Below are 14,526 nucleotides of genomic sequence, written 5' to 3'. Positions count from 1 at the left end.
AGCCCGACGCCGTGGGCCCGAACTCGCGTTCCCTGCACGGTGCTTCGGAAATTCTCGGATGCGACCGCGGGCGCCGGGTAGACGAACCGGTACCGAACGGCACAACGACGGAAAAGGGGTGAGGACCTTGGCGGTCAAGGCAGTCGGCTGGGCACGTTCGTTCCCGATTTCGGAGGGCGTCCGGGCAGCGCGGCAGTGGACCGCCGCGCACCTGGCGTCCCTGCCGTGGAACACTTCGGCAGCCGATACCGTGGACTCCGTACTGCTCTGCGTCTCCGAACTCGTCACCAACGCCCACCTGCACGCCTTCGGCACCGCGCATCTGGTACTGACCTGGGACGGCCGCTGCCTCCACGTCAGCGTCGCCGACTCCGATCCGCGGCTTCCCCGTACCCGGACCCCCGAGGGCGACGCGAGCGCCACCTCCGGGCGCGGGCTGGGAATCGTGACCGCGCTGGCCGACTCCCTGGACGTGCACGCCTGCCACGGCGGCAAGGCGATCACCGCCTGCTTCCGGCCCGCAGGCGGGCCGGACCCGCACGGAACCGAGGTGTTCGGCGACTGACCCGCACTCAGGAGGGGCCGTGGAGGCTCACGCCGCGACGGCGTCCTCGACCGTCGCGTGCAGGGAGAGCACGGTGTCGGCGCCGGTGACGGCGAAGAGCCGCCGCAGCTGCTCGCCCGGGGCGGCGATGCGCAGCGCGGTGCTGTGGTGCAGCCGCAGGAGCAGGTTCAGGAAGGAGGAGTCCCCGAAGGTGATGGACCCGGCGTCCAGAACCACCAGCGGATGCCGGCCGGCCGCCGCGGTGAGAGCCTCTTCCAGCGGATTCAGCGTGTCCTGGTCCAGTTCCCCATGGGCCGCCACCACCCAGCCGTCGCCCGCCGGGTAGCCCTCCCCCACCACTCCCGGCTGGTACGCGTCCCCGAGTCCGCTCATCTCCGCCTCCACGGATCGCCGCCTGTTCGTCTACGTCAAGGGAGTATGCCTGCTCACTGCGGCGGCACCGCGCCCTCCGGTCGTCCGGCGCCCTCACGGGCGACCGGTTCGCGACGCGGGAAAAAGTCTTGCGGTTGAGGTGAATGGAATCGGAAACCCGGGGCACAAGCGCCTCGGCAGCCGCAGTCAATCGGGAGGGAGCGGCCAACCATGTCTCGCTCGGCCACCGTTGTAGGCCCCGTTCGTGCAACCGACGCGCACGTCCCCGTTCGCGACCTGGAGGACCCTGGAGCACCGGCGCGGGACGAGGAACCCTCGCTGGTGGAGAACGCCCGCGAGATGTCGCCGGCCGACGCACGTGAGCTGTCCCGGCACTTCTTCCGGCGGCTGCAGGCCCTGGAGGAGGGCACGCACGAGTACCAGTACACGCGCAACACCCTGATCGAGATGAACCTCTCCCTCGTGCAGTTCGCCGCACGGCGCTTCCGGGCCCGCGTGCTCGGCGGCGGCCTGGACATGGACGACATCATCCAGGTGGGGACCATCGGCCTCATCAAGGCCATCGACCGCTACGACCTCGACCGCGAGGTCGAGTTCTCCACGCTCGCCCTGCCGTACATCACGGGCGAGATCAAGCGGTACTTCCGTGACACCACCTGGGCGGTGCACGTCCCCCGCCGCCTGCAGGAGCTGCGTACGGAACTCGCCAAGGCCCAGGAGGCCCTGACCGACGTCCTGGGCAGGGCCCCGACGGTCAAGGAGGTCGCCCAGCACCTGGAGCTCTCCGAGGAGGAGGTCATCGACGGGCTGGTGGCCGCGAACGGTTACACGAGCGGCTCCCTCGACGCTTCCGGCGCCGACGGCGACGCGCCGTCCACGCCGAACGGGACGACCCGGCCGCTGGCGGAGCGCCTCGGCGAGGTCGATCCCGCCATGGAGCTCTTCGAGGAGTTCCACACCCTCGCGCCTCTGCTGCAGGAGCTCGGCGAACGCGACCGGCGCATCCTGCAGATGCGCTTCGGCCAGGACAAGACCCAGGCCGAGATCGGCGCCGAGCTGGGCATCTCGCAGATGCAGGTCTCCCGCCTGCTGTCCCGCACCCTGGCACGCCTGCGCGCCGGCATGCTCACGGAGTAGGCGTGCACCATGACGCCGAGTCCGGACGCGACGGCGCCGCTGACCGCCCTGCCGCTGCGGGGCCGATCCGGCGTGCGCCTGAGCGGCAGCTGCGACCTCGACACCCGGCAGGCGCTGTCCAGCGTTCTCAGCGTCGTGGCCGGCATGCCCGGCGCCGTCGTCCACCTCGATCTCTCCACCGTGCCCTTCTTCGACGCGGCCTCGGTCGCGGCACTCGTACGGACGTCGGCGGCCCTGAGCGATCAGGGGCGGCGCCTGCTGCTGCACGACCCGCCGTACTCGCTGCGCAGGGTAGTGGAGATGTTCCCGGACGAGTGCGCCGCGCTGGAGGTCGCAGCATGATCACTGTTCCTGCGCCCGCCGGGCCGGGGGCCTTCGTCCATCCCGCCCTCTTCTACCGGGACCTCGACGAGTACGTGACGGGCGTGGGGGGCTTCGTACGCGCTGCCCTCGCGGCCGACGAGCCGGTGCTCGTCGCCGTACCGGGCCCGCACCTGGACGCCCTGCGCGAGAGCCTCCCCGTGGGCGACGGCTCCCGGATCACCTGGACGGACATGACGGAACTGGGCCGCAACCCGGGCCGGATCCTGGCCGCCCTCCAGGATTTCGCCGACCGGAACCCGGGCCGGCCGGCGCGGATCGTCGGCGAACCGATCTGGCCGGGCCGCACCCCCGCCGAAGTCCTGGAGGCCACCCGCCACGAGGCCCTCATCAACATGGCCTTCGCCGGCCGGCCCGCGACCGTCCTGTGCCCGTACGACGTCGTCGGGCTGGCGCCCGCCGTGGTGCGGGACGCCCGGCGTACGCACCCCGCGCTCGTGGAGCGGGGCCGGGACCTGCCGAGCCCGGGCTACACCGGACTCGCGGGGGTCTCGGCGGACCTGGACCGCCCGCTGCCCGAGCCCGACGGGCCGGTGGCCCGGCTCGCGTACGCGCGCGGCGGGCTGGCCGAGGTCCGCGAGTACGCCGAGGGCTGGGGACGCGGTACCGCCCTGAGTTCGGCGCGGCGCGGCGACCTGATCCTGGCGATCAGCGAGGCGGCGGCCAACTCCCTCTCCCACGGTGGCGGGAAGGGCACGCTCCGCCTGTGGACCGTCGACGGGCCCGCGGGGGGCGTCGTCGCCGAGATCCACGACGACGGCCGACTGGCCGACCCGCTGGCGGGGCGGCGCCGCCCCTCCCTCGCCGCGGCGGACGGCGGCCGTGGCCTGTGGATGATCCACCAGCTCTGTGACCTGGTGGAGGTCCGTGCCACGGAGATCGGCCTGACGCTGCGCCTGCACGTGGCCACGCCCTGAGAGCGGCTGTCGCCTACAATGTCACGCGCCTGCCAGAGCGACCACGCAACGCCTGCGGTATGTGGACTGTGTCGTACATCGATCGTGGCCGCGCCGGGCATACGCCTGTGACAGAGACCAGTGCCAACGCGGGGGTGAGAGAGCTCAGTGGAGACCGTCGGAGCGGAAACGGGTGATCCTGTGGGTGTCGGCCATCCCGCCGCGGGGCAGCGCCGCCGGCTCGCCCTGACGGGCGTCCGCGGTTCCGTGGCCAAGGGGCGCGATTTCACGCGCCAGGCCCTGCGGGACTGGGGCTGGGACGGGACCGAGACCGCCGAGGACACCCTGCTCCTCGTGTCCGAGCTGCTGACCAACGCGTCACTGCACGCGGGAGGCTGCCACGAGCTCGTCCTCGTCAGCGGGAAGGTGCTGCGCATCGAGGTGTACGACGGCACCACGACGCTCCCCCGCCGCGATCCGGCACCCCGGCGCGGCGTGCCCGGCGGCCACGGCCTCCACATAGTGGAGCGGCTGTCCGATCGCTGGGGGGCCGACGTCCATCCGGGCGGCAAGGCCGTCTGGGCCGAGATCGAGGCCGTCCGACTGGTCTCCGGAGACGCCACCGGACGCTAGGGCCGCGTCAGGCGACGTTCGCCCCGTCGCGACGCCCGGCACGTACTCCCGCCGCACCGGCCGAAAGCCACGTACGTCCCGTACGAGCGCTTCCGGTCGGCAGGCATGCGCACCGAACGCCGCTCCTTGACGGTCACCTACGGCCGAGGGCCCCCGGCGGGCTGGGCGGGGTCTTCCCGCACGGCCGCGAGGACGAACGCGTGGCCCGCCGGGTCCGCGTAGCGGCGCAGGGTCGTGCGGTTGTCCGGGCGGGTGCCGTCCTCCTCGGCCGCCACCGGGCGCGCACCGAGGGCCACAGCCTCGCGTTCGGCCTCGTCGAGGGCGTCCTGCGCCACCAGGATCCGCAGGTGGACGTCCTGGGAGCCCTCCGGCAGCGGCCAGCTCGGCGTCGCGCGGTGCGGATCGCGGCGGACGCCGAGCAGGAGGCCGGCGCGGCCGGTGACCAGGAACAGTTCGCCGTCGTCGGTGGCCGGGCCCGCCGACGCGCCGAGCAGTCGCGCGTAGAACCGGGCCAGCGGCTCCGGTTCGGCGCAGTCCAGGACGATCACACTTGTCTTGAGTACGGTCATGCCCCGCGTGTGCCCTGCGTCGTCACCCGTACACGCGCCGTACCGGCCCTCCGCGCCGGGGCCGCGCATGGCGCCGGCGCGGCCGGGTAGCCGCGCTGCGAGATGTCCAGACGGACGCCCGCACCTCGGGGGTGCGGGACTGCCGACGACAGGGAAGGGGTGCGCATGTCGCACGTCGAGGAGTATGTCGAGGTCAACGTTCCGGTACGCACGGCCTACAACCAGTGGACGCAGTTCGAGGACTTCCCCGCCTTCATGGAGGGGGTCGAGCGCATCGACCAGCGCACCGACACGCTGACCCACTGGGTGACGAACGTGAACGGGGTGCGGCGCGAGTTCGACGCGCAGATCACCGAGCAGCTCCCGGACCGGCGCGTCGCGTGGATGACGGTCGACGGCGAGGCCCGCCAGGCCGGGCTCGTGACCTTCCAGCCCATCGACGCGACCACCACCAAGGTCGTCCTGCGCATGAACTGGGTGCCCGACGGTCTGGCCGAGTCCGCCGCCGACAAGCTCGGCTTCGTCAAGCGCCAGGTCACGGGTGATCTGAAGCGGTTCAAGCTGTTCATCGAGTCGCGCGGGGTCGAGACGGGCGCCTGGCGGGGCGAGGTCTGACCGCCATGAGCGGCGAGGTGGCGAGCAGGGGCGCCCGGACCGTGTCGCGCGGCGGCACGGTCCGGGAAGTCGCGGGCAGATGCGGGCTGGTGGCGCACGGGGTGCTGTACGCGCTGATCGGGGTGCTGGCCGTACGCGTCGCCTTCGGCGGCGGCGATGAGGAGGCCGACCGGCAGGGTGCCCTCCAGGAGATCGCGGACAAGCCCCTCGGCTCCGTCCTGATCTGGGCCGTCGGCATCGGTCTCGTGTGCATGGCGCTGTGGCGCCTGTCGGAGGCGGTCTTCGGTGCGGCCGGGCCGAAGGGCGACAAGCCCACGAACCGGCTGGCCGCGGCGGCCCGGTGTGTGTTCTACGCGGTGGTGGCCTTCTCCGTCTTCGCATTCGCCGCGGGCGGGGGCGGCGGGAACTCCGGGGACGAGCAGTCGCGTGACATGACCTCGAAGGCGTTGGGCCTGCCGGCCGGCCAGTGGCTGGTGGGCGCCGTCGGACTCGGGATCGCCGTCGCGGGCGTGGTCATCGCGGTGCAGGCGGCCCGGCGTGACTTCCGAGAGCACCTCGCCATGGGCGGGGCCTCGCAGGGCTGGCGCAAGGCGGTCGACTTCCTCGGGGTGAGCGGCGGGCTGGCCCGCGGGGCCGTGTTCGCGGCGGCCGGCGGCTTCATCCTGTACGCGGCGGTGCGCTATGACCCCGGTCAGGCGAAGGGGCTCGACGACACCCTGAGGTCGTTCTCCCTGACCCCGGCGGGGCCGTGGCTGCTGGTCGCGGTCGCCGTCGGACTGACCCTGTACGGGGCGTTCGACTGGGCGATGGCGCGGTGGCGCGAGGTGTGAGCCGTTCGGCGGGGGCGGGCGGAGCGGCACGCCTCCGGTCTTCAAGGGGATAACCCGCCTAAGCGGAGCCGGATCCGCGGGCATCTCGGCCAAGTTGTCCGTATGCCCCTGCAAGCCCCCCGCAGTGACGTTCCATCCCCCCGCTACGGGGGCAGCCGCGTGGTGCTGTCGGTTCGTTCACCGAGGAGAGCTCACGATGACGAAGGTCCTGGTCCTGCACAACGTCAGCCTGGTCCGGTCGGCCCTGGCCGCCCTGCTGAGATCGGAAGGGCCTTTCGAGGTCACCTGCGCGGGCTGGCGGAGCGCGGCACACCGGGCGGAGTCCTTACGGCCGGATGTGACGGTCGTCGACCTGGACTGTCCGGGGACGACGGCCGTGCTGGGCGACCACGGGCGCGCCGCCGACCGCCAGGTCCTCGCTTCCCCCTCCCCCGTGCTGGTGCTGGCGTCGGCCGGCGCGCCCGGTTCGCTGCACCGGGCCTTCCGCGCCGAGGCCCGCGGCTACGTCGACAAGGACGGCTCGCCGGGGCGGTTGGTACGGGCGGTGCGGCGGGTCGCCGCCGGGGAACGGTTCATCGACGCCTCGCTGGCCTCGGCCTTCATGGAGGCGGATCCGCTACCGCTGAGCCCGCGGGAGCTGAGTGTGCTGGCCCGGGCCGCCGAGGGCGATTCCATCGCCGAGATAGCCCGCGCGCTGCACCTGGCGAGCGGGACCGTGCGCAACTACATGGCCGCGGCGACGCGCAAGACCGGCGCACGCAACCTCATCGACGCGATCCGGATCTCCCGGCGGGAGGGCTGGGTCTGATCCGCGGCCCCCGCGGACGGCGGGCGGGACGGCCGGGTCATCCGTCGGTGGTCCCGTTCCACTTCCCCACCAGGTCGCGGTAGAGGGGCGATCTGGCCGGGAGGTCCGCATGGGTGCCGCACACGGCGCGGGTCCCGTCCAGGACGAGGACCCGGTCGGCGCGGGCCGCGGACGAGACGCGGTGGGCCACGACGACGAGGGTGCCGGGCCGGGCCGCGAGGGCCCGTTCGGCACGCTCCTCCGTACGCGGGTCCAGGTGGCAGGTGGCTTCGTCGAGGAGCAGGAGCGGCGCCGGCGAGAGGTAGGCGGCGGCGAGCGCGAGCTGCTGGCCCTCGCCGCGGGACAGCAGCCCGGGCCGCACCTGGGCGTCCAGTCCGCCCAGCCGCTCCACCAGGGCGTCCAGGCCCAGGGCGCTGACGGCGTGCCGCACCCGGGCGTCCCCGGTCCGGGCGCCGCCCTGGTCAGGGGGGCCGGAGAGGTGGGTGAGGTTCTCCCGCACGGTCCCGGTGAACACGTAGGCCTGCTGCGGCAGGAGGGTCCGCCGCAGATCCGGTCCGCCCGCGTCCGGTGACCGGCGGGCGGCCTCGCCCGCGACGAGCACCGTGCCCGCGTCGGGTGCGAGCATCCCGGCGAGCAGGGCGGTGAGCGTGGACTTGCCGATGCCGCTCGGACCGACGACGGCGAGGTGTTCCCCTGGCCTCACGACGAGGTCGAGGGCGTCGAGTACGGGCGCCGCGCCGCGGCCGTAGGCGAAGGTGACGCCCCGCAGTTCGGCCGCGGCCACGGCGGCGGCGGGACGGACCGGGTCGCTGACCTGCTGCGCCCTCGCCGCCGGAGCGACCGGCAGCGGGTGCAGCGGGGCGCAGAAGCGCTCCAGGACCACGAGCAGCCGGGTCCCGGCGGAACCGAGTGCCGTCATCAGCGAGTTGAGGGCCGGCAGCAGGGCCTGCACCACGTAGGTGAGACCCCCCGCGAGCGTTCCGGCGGTGATCCCGTGGGCGAGCAGCCAGGGCGCCGCGGCGAGCAGTGCGATCACCGGCAGGCGGCCCGCCGTACCCAGGGCCAGGGTCCGCAGTGCCGCCCAGTGCGCGAGCCGGCGGGCCAGCTGTTCCTGGGCGGCGATCAGGGGCTCGACCCGGGCCTGCGCCGCCGGCTGTCCGCCGCAGGCCACGATGTCGCGCAAACCACCGCCCAGCTCCCCCAGCCGGTCGGCGAGCGCCTCGTCGGTGTCCAGGGAGCGGCGCTGCACGGCCGCCATGGGGCGGAGCGTGGCCAGGAAGACGGCCACGCCGAGCAGCAGGGGCGGCAGCACGGTCAGCAGCAGCACCGGGGCCAGGGCCGCCATGCCCGCGAAGGCGCCCACGGCGGTGAACACGAACGAGCGCACCGTCAGAACCAGCCCGGCGAAGGAGTCCCGGGCCATTTCCGTCTGCTGGGTCAGGCGGGACACCGCGCCCGCGTCGGGAGCCCGTGCCGGGTCGCCGACCGCGCGGTCCAGTGCCTGCCGGACCGCCCGCCGGACCAGGCCGTCCCGCAGTGGCTCGACGAGGTCCGCGAGTCCGGCGAACACACCCCGCAGCGCGATCCCGCCGAGGAGTGCTCCGGCCGCGGCGGCGGCCAGCCAGGCCAGTCCGGTGGCGGTGCGGCCGGCGAGGAAGCCGTCGTCGAGGGCGCGGGCCACCGCATAGCCGCCGAGGAAGGTGTGCGCGGACTCCAGGAGCGACCATGCCCCCAGGCGCGCCAGGGCGCTCTTGCGGCCGCGCAGGAACCGCCTGGCCTCGGGGGCCACCCGGCGCCAGGCCTCCGTCTCTTTCCCGGCCCCGGCCCCGGCCCGGGCCCCGGCTCCGGCTCCGGCCGCGGTTCGGGTCTGCGTTCCGGTCATCGGCCCGCCTCCAGCTTCCGTGGGGGCGGCGGGCGGCCGTCCGTCTCCGTCCCGGGCATCGCCGTGGCGCCGGCAGCGAACACCTCGCGGTAGGCCGGTTCGCGCCGCCACAGTTCGGCGTGGGTGCCGGTTGCCCGCATCCGTCCGTCGTCGAGCCACACCACGAGGTCGGCGCGGACGGCGGACGAGAGGCGGTGGGCGACCACGATCCGGGTGCCGGGCCGGATCTCACGGGCGAGCGCCCGCTCGACCTCCCGGGCGGTGACGGTGTCGAGGCTGGAGGTGGCGTCGTCCAGCACGAGGAGCCGGCCCGCATGGCAGAACGCCCGGGCCAGCCCGAGGCGTTGGACCTCACCGCCCGACAGCGGGGCGTCGGTCAGGCGCGTCGCGTACCCGTCGGGCAGGCGCCGTACGAACGGCTCGGCGCCCGCGGCCCGTGCCGCGGCCCGGACCGCCCGCGGCCCGGGGGCCGGGTCCGCGCCGAACCCGATCGCCTCGCCGACCGTGCCGCCGAGCAGTACGGGCCGGTCGAAGGCGTAGCCCACCTCGCGGCGCAGGGCTACGGCGCTCAGCTCCCGCAGCGGTACGCCGTCCAGCAGCACCTGGCCGGCGTCGGGGTCGGTGAGCCGGCCGGCCACGGCGGCGAACAGCGTCTTGCCGGCCCCGGACCGGCCCACCACCGCCACGGTGCTGCCCCCGGGGATCACCAGGCTGAGGTCCCGCAGGACGGCCGATCCGCCGCGCACGACCCGTACGTCGCGCAGCTCCAGAGTGCCGGGCCCCCCCTCCGGCAGCTCGGCCCGGCCGTGGCCGAGCGGGGGCAGGGCCAGGAGGGCGGCGGTCCGCCGGGCGGCGGCCCTGCCTCGGACCACCGCCGCCAGCGCTCCGGTCACCGCGCCGACACCGGCCGCGAGGCCCGCGTACCGCAGGGCTGCGAGGAGTTCGCCGACCCCGATGGCCCCGGCCGACAGGCGGATGCCGCCGACGGCGAGGACCGCGTACAGGAGCATCGGCATGAGGGCCGAGGACCGGGCCGTCGTGCCGCCGTAGACCTGCCACATGCGCCTGCCCTCGGCGCCCAGTTCGGGCAGCCGTGCGAGGATGCGGGCGCGTTCGCGGTCGGCGGTCCCGGCGGCGGCGATGGTGCGCGCCCCGGCCAGTGCTTCGACGAGGCGTCCGGCGGTCGCGAGCTGCACCTGCTGGTAGCGGGTGACGCTGGTGAGGGTGTCGCGGGTGAAGGCCCGCAGCAGGAGCACCAGCAACGGCAGGCCCAGGAGGAAGGTCAGCGCCGTCCACGGGTCGATGAGGAAGAGCGCGGCCACCGCGCCGAGCGGCGGCAGCAGCGCGGCGACGCCGTGCGCGACGGCCGCCGGGACCTTCCCCGCCTCGGCGGCGTGTGCGGTCAGCCGCGCGGCGGTTTCGCCGGGCGCGTGCCGGGCCGCGTGGTGCGGTGCCGTCCCCAGCAGCCGGGCGAGCCCGAGCCTGCGCAGGCGGGCGGTGGAACGGCCGTCGACCTCCCCGGTCAGCCGTGCGGCTGCGGCGTCCAGGGCCACTTCGGCCCCGATGACGGCGGCGCACAGCAGCGTCCAGGCGGGGCCCGACGGGTCCGCGCGCAGCAGCAGATCGAGGGTGTGGCCGAGGACGGCCGGTTCGGCGAGCGCCGCCGCGGCGGCGGCCAGCGTGCATCCGAGGACCGCGGCGGTGCGCCCGGCGCTGTGCCGGGCGGCCTCGGCGAGTGCCTGGTCCGCGCCGCGTGCCAGGGCGGGTTCCGGCCCCTGCGCCGGTCCGGCGGCCGCGTCAGGAGGGCTCATCGGCGGATGCCTCCAGTGATGTGGTGCGGCCCGGGCGGTGAACCGCCCGGGCCCGAGGTGACCCGGTCAGTTGCAGGTCGTGATGCTCAGGCTGCTGTCCCCGCAGAGGAGCAGGCTGGCGCGGCTGCCGCCGCCGGTCATCGCGACCTCGGCGGTCTCTTCCTTCGGGGTCTCCATCGACTGCAGGTCAAGAAGCGTCATGTCAGGTTCCTCTTCTTCTCTCGGGTCGTGCGATGGGTCACGGTCCCGGACGGGACCGGTTCGTGGGCCGCGGCGGCGTCGCGCAGCGGCGGAAGGAACGGCAGGTGCGCGCGCCCGCCGGGCGCCGCGCTGCCGAGGGCGAGGAGAGCGCCGGCCGTGCCCGTGGTGAGGTCCATGGACAGCCGCATCATCTGCTCGCCGGGGAAGGCCAGATGTCCCTGGTACGGCACGGCGTGGCGGGCCAGCGCGTCGATCTGGCGGGCGATGGCGGCGGGCCCGGTCCCTGGTCCGGGGGTGGTGGTCCGGGCCAGGTGGAGGATCATTCCGGCGGCGCCGCGCATCAGCCCGGGCTGGGCGTAGAAGGTGGCCTGCGCCGCCCGTACGATCTCCGGCCGGGCCTGTTCGAAGCGCTCGTCGGGACCGTGCCGCAGCCAGTCGTCGAGGACCATGCCGATGCCGACGCTGCCCTCGCCGAGGTACGGCATGGTGCGCCAGCCCTCGTCGACCTGGAGGGTGCCGTACGCGCTGGTGACGCAGCGGTCGAGGTCGCGGTGGAGCGCGTGGGCGGCCTGGATGAGCAGTTCCTTGTCGCCGGTGCGCTCGTAGAGGCGTACGAGGAGCAGGGCGGGGCCGGAGTTGCCGTACAACAGGCCGGCTCGGGTGGGCCGTTGCTCCGGTCGGGCGAGCAGTTCGGCGCAGCGCAGGGCCGCGGAGTGCAGTTCGCGCTCGCCGCTCGCGGTGCCGAGCGCGTCCAGGGCGAGGCCGATGCCGGGGAGGCCGCCGTGCAGGTCGGGGCCCGCGCTCTCCCAGGGCTGGTCCAGCAGCCGCTCGGCGAGGGCGAGGGCGCGCTCCGGGTGTCCCAGCCGGTGCAGCGTCCAGGCGGTGCCCGCGAGGCCGTCGTAGAAGCCGAGCGGGGTGCCGGAGGCCGGTTCCGCGGTCCGGTCGAGCAGCCACTCCTCGGCTTCCGGCCAGGGGCCGGCGCCGGTCTCGGCGAGGGCGTGGAGCACCCCGGCGATCCCGTTGCCGAAGCCGATGCCTCCGTGGGCGGTCGCGAACTGGGCGATGTCGCCGGGGACGAAGCGGTCCTCGCGGTGCGGGGTGGCGCTGGCCCGCAGCGCTTCGGTCATCGAGGCACGGGCGGCCGGCCATTGCCGGGGGGCGACGGGGAGGTACGGTCCGGCCGGTGCGGGCAGGCGGTCGCCCGGCCGGCCCTCCGGTGCGCCGGTGAGGATCTCCTCGACGGCCTCGTCGAGGAACCGGCGCGGTACGGGGAACTGCTCGGCGGCGACGGCGGCCAGGTGGGCGGCCTTGGTGCGGTCCATGGCGAGGAGGCTGGTCAGCGGGAGGAAGAGGGCGAGCCGCAGGCAGGCGAGGGCGTAGCGGTCGACGGCGAATCCGCGCCGCCCGGCGGGGGCGACGAAGGCCGGGTTGGCCACGGTCTGCCGCAGCCCTTCGTCGATGTGCGCGGCAGCCTCGAAGTCCAGCAGTGCGACGGAGGGTTCGCCGGTCGCGTCCTCGGCCACCATGATGTTGAAGAGGTGGAGGTCGTTGAAGACGACCCCGCGGGCGTGGACGGCGTCGACGGCTTCGGTCACCCGCCGGTGGATCTTCAGCGCCCATGCGGTGTAGGAGGCCAGTTCCGCCGGGGCGGGGTCCGCCTCGATCAGCGGGTGGCGGCGGGCGAAGTAGGTGTTGAGCGGTTTGCCGTCGAGGTGCTGCAGTACCAGGAAGTGGTGGTCGCCGACCGTGAAGGTGCCGCGGACCGCAGGTACGCAGTCCAGGCCCGCCAGCCGTTCCAGGGCGGCCCGTTCGCGGTGCAGCCGGGCCACGGCGTCCGCGCCGTCGGCGGCGAGTCCGGCGTGGGGCCGGGCCTCCTTGAGGACCACGGCCTCGCCGGTGCGGGTGTCCGTGCCGGCGTAGACGCCGCCGCCGTTGGAGAAGTGCAGCGCCCGCTCCACCGTGAAGGGGATGTCGGTCAGGGTGACGGCGGAGCGCGCCTGGAGGTGGGGCGTCAGGAAGGCGGGCAGTTCGAGCCACTCGGGCGGCTGGAAGGCGGGTCCGCGCCGGTCCGGTACGAGCCGGCCGTCGGGGGTCTCGACGGCCGGGACCAGTTCGCCGTGCCCGTCGTAGCAGTGCCGCAGGGTGAAGCTGCCGTAGCGCAGGTGGACCGGGCCGGCGCCCCAGCGCAGATCGCTGAGGATGTACGGGCCGGCCGCCCCGGCCAGTGCGGCGTCGAGGTCCTGCGCGATGCGGTGGCACTGCTGCTCGTCGGCGGGGTACACGGTGATGAACTTGCCGCTCGCCGCGCGGTCCGCGTACTTGGCGTTGCGCAGGTGCAGCAGGTAGCGGCTCGGGATGAACTTGAAGGCGATGCTCCGCTCTGTGCAGTATGCGTACACCGTCCCGAGCACCGACTCGGCGTTGTCGAGCGTGGCCGAGACGTGGATCTTCCAGCCCTGCGCGGGCAGTTCGGCCGCGGTGGGGCGCAGGGCGAGCCAGTCGCCGCTGCGGTGCGAGCGCCAGCCCGGCGGGACGGGGGCGAGGGCGGCCGGGTAGCTCTCTCCGGCCCGCCGGTACGGCGCGTCGTAGAACCAGCGGTCTGCGTCGCAGAAGGCGGCGTACCCCTTGTTCACACCTGCTCCCTCGGTCGGTGGCAGACCCGAAGGTGTCACGCGCGGCGCGGGGTGCGACAGTCACCGCTGTCACCGATGGGGTGTGCAGTACTCACGAGTCACGAAGGGCGGCGGTGCCACCAGTGCCGGCGGCGCGGGTGCAACCCGGCGGCCGGGCCGGTACGCGGGGGCCCCGCGGGCGCATGGGCGCGGGCCCCGGCGGGCACGCGCACGGGGTGACCGACATCCCCCGCACCGCTTCGCGTCGAGGCGCCCCGCCCGCCGCCACCTCCACCGCCCGCGGCCTCGCGGCGCGCACCCGCGCCGAGTTGCGGCGTACGGCCGTCCGCGTGTGGACGGACAACCTGGCCGACCACGCGGCCGCTCTCACCTACTACGCCCTGTTGGCGCTGCTGCCGGCGCTCGTCATCGCCGTCTCGGTGGTGGGGCTGCTGGGCGGGGCGCGCCGGGAGGGGCTCATCGCCGATCTGACCGCGTACGCGCCGCCGCAGTCGGCGCAGGTGCTCCGCGAGGCGCTGGGCGGCCTCCCCGAGGGGCATTCCTCGATGTGGGCCCTGCTGCTCGGCGGGGTGGTGAGCGCCCTGTGGTCGGCGTGCAGTTATCTGGCGGTGTTCCGCCGCGCCCTGCACACGATGCACCGGGTGCCGGACACGCGGCGGCCGCTGCGTGCGGCGCACACCCTCGTCGTGCATGCGGCGCTGCTGCTGGTGCTGCTCGTCGTCGGCGCCGTGGGTCTGGTCGTGTCCGGGCCGCCGGCCCGATGGGCCGCGCGGGCCGTGGGGGCGGGCGGTGCGCAAGCCGTCGCGCTCCTGCGCTGGCCCGTGCTCCTGGTGGTCGTGACCCTTCTGGTGCTGGTCCTCTTCCGGACCGGGCCGGCCCAGAGCCGGGGCACCCGGCGGGGCCTGCCCGGCGGGATACTGGCGGCGCTGCTGTGGCTGGCCGCCTCGGGGCTCTTCACGCTGTACACGCAACTGGACACGTACGGCCGCCTGTACGGGTCGCTGGCGGGGATCGTGGTCTTCGTGGTCTGGCTCTGGTTCGCCAACCTGGCGCTGGTCACCGGCGCTCAGTTCAACGCCGAGCGGGCGCGGGAGCCGGGGGGCGCGGGGCCGGGCGGGGGGGCCGGGGGCCGCGGGCCCGCGGGGGGCGCGCGCGCGGGCGCGGGGCCCGGGGGGCGGGGCGGGCGCGCCCCC

15 protein-coding genes are annotated in these 14,526 nt (G+C 74.7%); 9 read left to right on the top strand and 6 right to left on the bottom strand.

What is annotated here, in order from left to right; translation table 11 throughout:
- The first annotated feature begins 127 nt into the window (after positions 1–127).
- A complete protein-coding gene (locus ACFWFZ_RS02575) occupies positions 128–565 on the top strand; it encodes an ATP-binding protein (RefSeq protein ID WP_387115435.1) in 438 nt (145 codons plus the stop codon).
- Between the two features lie 27 nt (positions 566–592).
- On the opposite strand, the gene ACFWFZ_RS02570 is transcribed toward ACFWFZ_RS02575, so the two are convergent.
- Positions 593–937: an STAS domain-containing protein gene (locus tag ACFWFZ_RS02570; RefSeq protein ID WP_387115433.1), complete on the bottom strand. Its 345-nt coding sequence runs from the start codon at positions 935–937 to the stop codon at positions 593–595.
- 210 nt (positions 938–1,147) lie between these two features.
- On the opposite strand from ACFWFZ_RS02570, the gene ACFWFZ_RS02565 reads away from it, so the two are divergent.
- The 4 genes from ACFWFZ_RS02565 to ACFWFZ_RS02550 all read left to right on the top strand — a co-directional run bounded on the left by ACFWFZ_RS02565 (position 1,148) and on the right by ACFWFZ_RS02550 (position 3,984).
- A complete protein-coding gene (locus ACFWFZ_RS02565) occupies positions 1,148–2,074 on the top strand; it encodes a SigB/SigF/SigG family RNA polymerase sigma factor (protein WP_387115430.1) in 927 nt (308 codons plus the stop codon).
- 9 nt (positions 2,075–2,083) lie between these two features.
- Positions 2,084–2,416, top strand: a complete 333-nt coding sequence (locus ACFWFZ_RS02560; protein WP_387115426.1) for an STAS domain-containing protein — start codon at positions 2,084–2,086, stop codon at positions 2,414–2,416.
- Positions 2,413–3,372, top strand: a complete 960-nt coding sequence (locus ACFWFZ_RS02555; RefSeq protein ID WP_387115423.1) for an anti-sigma factor RsbA family regulatory protein — start codon at positions 2,413–2,415, stop codon at positions 3,370–3,372. Before ACFWFZ_RS02560 ends, ACFWFZ_RS02555 begins: the two co-directional genes overlap by 4 nt.
- Before the next feature lie 180 nt (positions 3,373–3,552).
- On the top strand, positions 3,553–3,984 hold the full coding sequence (locus tag ACFWFZ_RS02550) for an ATP-binding protein (protein ID WP_387115420.1): 432 nt from the start codon (positions 3,553–3,555) through the stop codon (positions 3,982–3,984).
- A 137-nt stretch (positions 3,985–4,121) separates the two neighbouring features.
- Here ACFWFZ_RS02550 and ACFWFZ_RS02545 read toward each other — a convergent pair whose 3' ends face one another.
- A complete protein-coding gene (locus ACFWFZ_RS02545; protein WP_387115417.1) occupies positions 4,122–4,553 on the bottom strand; it encodes a VOC family protein in 432 nt (143 codons plus the stop codon).
- Between the two features lie 165 nt (positions 4,554–4,718).
- On the opposite strand from ACFWFZ_RS02545, the gene ACFWFZ_RS02540 reads away from it, so the two are divergent.
- From ACFWFZ_RS02540 to ACFWFZ_RS02530, 3 genes are all read left to right on the top strand, one after another.
- Positions 4,719–5,168 (top strand): SRPBCC family protein, encoded by a 450-nt coding sequence (locus tag ACFWFZ_RS02540; RefSeq protein WP_387115414.1) that lies wholly within the window; start codon positions 4,719–4,721, stop codon positions 5,166–5,168.
- A 5-nt stretch (positions 5,169–5,173) separates the two neighbouring features.
- Positions 5,174–5,998 carry a DUF1206 domain-containing protein gene (locus tag ACFWFZ_RS02535; protein WP_387115411.1) on the top strand — a complete coding sequence of 275 codons (825 nt, stop codon included), beginning with the start codon at positions 5,174–5,176 and terminating at the stop codon, positions 5,996–5,998.
- A gap of 196 nt (positions 5,999–6,194) precedes the next feature.
- Entirely contained in the window at positions 6,195–6,806 is a 612-nt protein-coding gene (locus tag ACFWFZ_RS02530; RefSeq protein WP_387115408.1) for a LuxR C-terminal-related transcriptional regulator, read from the top strand.
- A 37-nt stretch (positions 6,807–6,843) separates the two neighbouring features.
- Here the strand turns inward: ACFWFZ_RS02530 and ACFWFZ_RS02525 are convergent, their stop codons facing one another.
- The 4 genes from ACFWFZ_RS02525 to lanKC all read right to left on the bottom strand — a co-directional run bounded on the left by ACFWFZ_RS02525 (position 6,844) and on the right by lanKC (position 13,333).
- Entirely contained in the window at positions 6,844–8,688 is a 1,845-nt protein-coding gene (locus tag ACFWFZ_RS02525) for an ATP-binding cassette domain-containing protein (protein WP_387115405.1), read from the bottom strand.
- On the bottom strand, positions 8,685–10,499 hold the full coding sequence (locus ACFWFZ_RS02520; RefSeq protein WP_387115402.1) for an ATP-binding cassette domain-containing protein: 1,815 nt from the start codon (positions 10,497–10,499) through the stop codon (positions 8,685–8,687). The genes ACFWFZ_RS02525 and ACFWFZ_RS02520 overlap by 4 nt, the downstream gene beginning before the upstream one ends.
- 66 nt (positions 10,500–10,565) lie before the next feature.
- Positions 10,566–10,700 carry a SapB/AmfS family lanthipeptide gene (locus ACFWFZ_RS02515; RefSeq protein WP_030962357.1) on the bottom strand — a complete coding sequence of 45 codons (135 nt, stop codon included), beginning with the start codon at positions 10,698–10,700 and terminating at the stop codon, positions 10,566–10,568.
- The gene (gene lanKC / locus ACFWFZ_RS02510; protein ID WP_387115399.1) at positions 10,697–13,333 is read right to left on the bottom strand and encodes a class III lanthionine synthetase LanKC; all 2,637 of its coding nucleotides are present in this window, start codon (positions 13,331–13,333) and stop codon (positions 10,697–10,699) included. Before lanKC ends, ACFWFZ_RS02515 begins: the two co-directional genes overlap by 4 nt.
- A 215-nt stretch (positions 13,334–13,548) precedes the next feature.
- Between lanKC and ACFWFZ_RS02505 the strand changes: the two genes are divergently transcribed.
- Positions 13,549–14,526, top strand: a 978-nt coding sequence (locus ACFWFZ_RS02505; RefSeq protein ID WP_387115396.1) for a YihY/virulence factor BrkB family protein, incomplete at its 3' end; no start/stop codon positions are given.

The sequence above is a fragment of the Streptomyces sp. NPDC060232 genome (assembly GCF_042726555.1).
In the GTDB taxonomy this organism is placed as follows: Bacteria; Actinomycetota; Actinomycetes; order Streptomycetales; family Streptomycetaceae; genus Streptomyces.
Note: the sequence above shows the minus strand (reverse complement) of the source record. Positions and strands in the feature narration are given on the sequence as shown.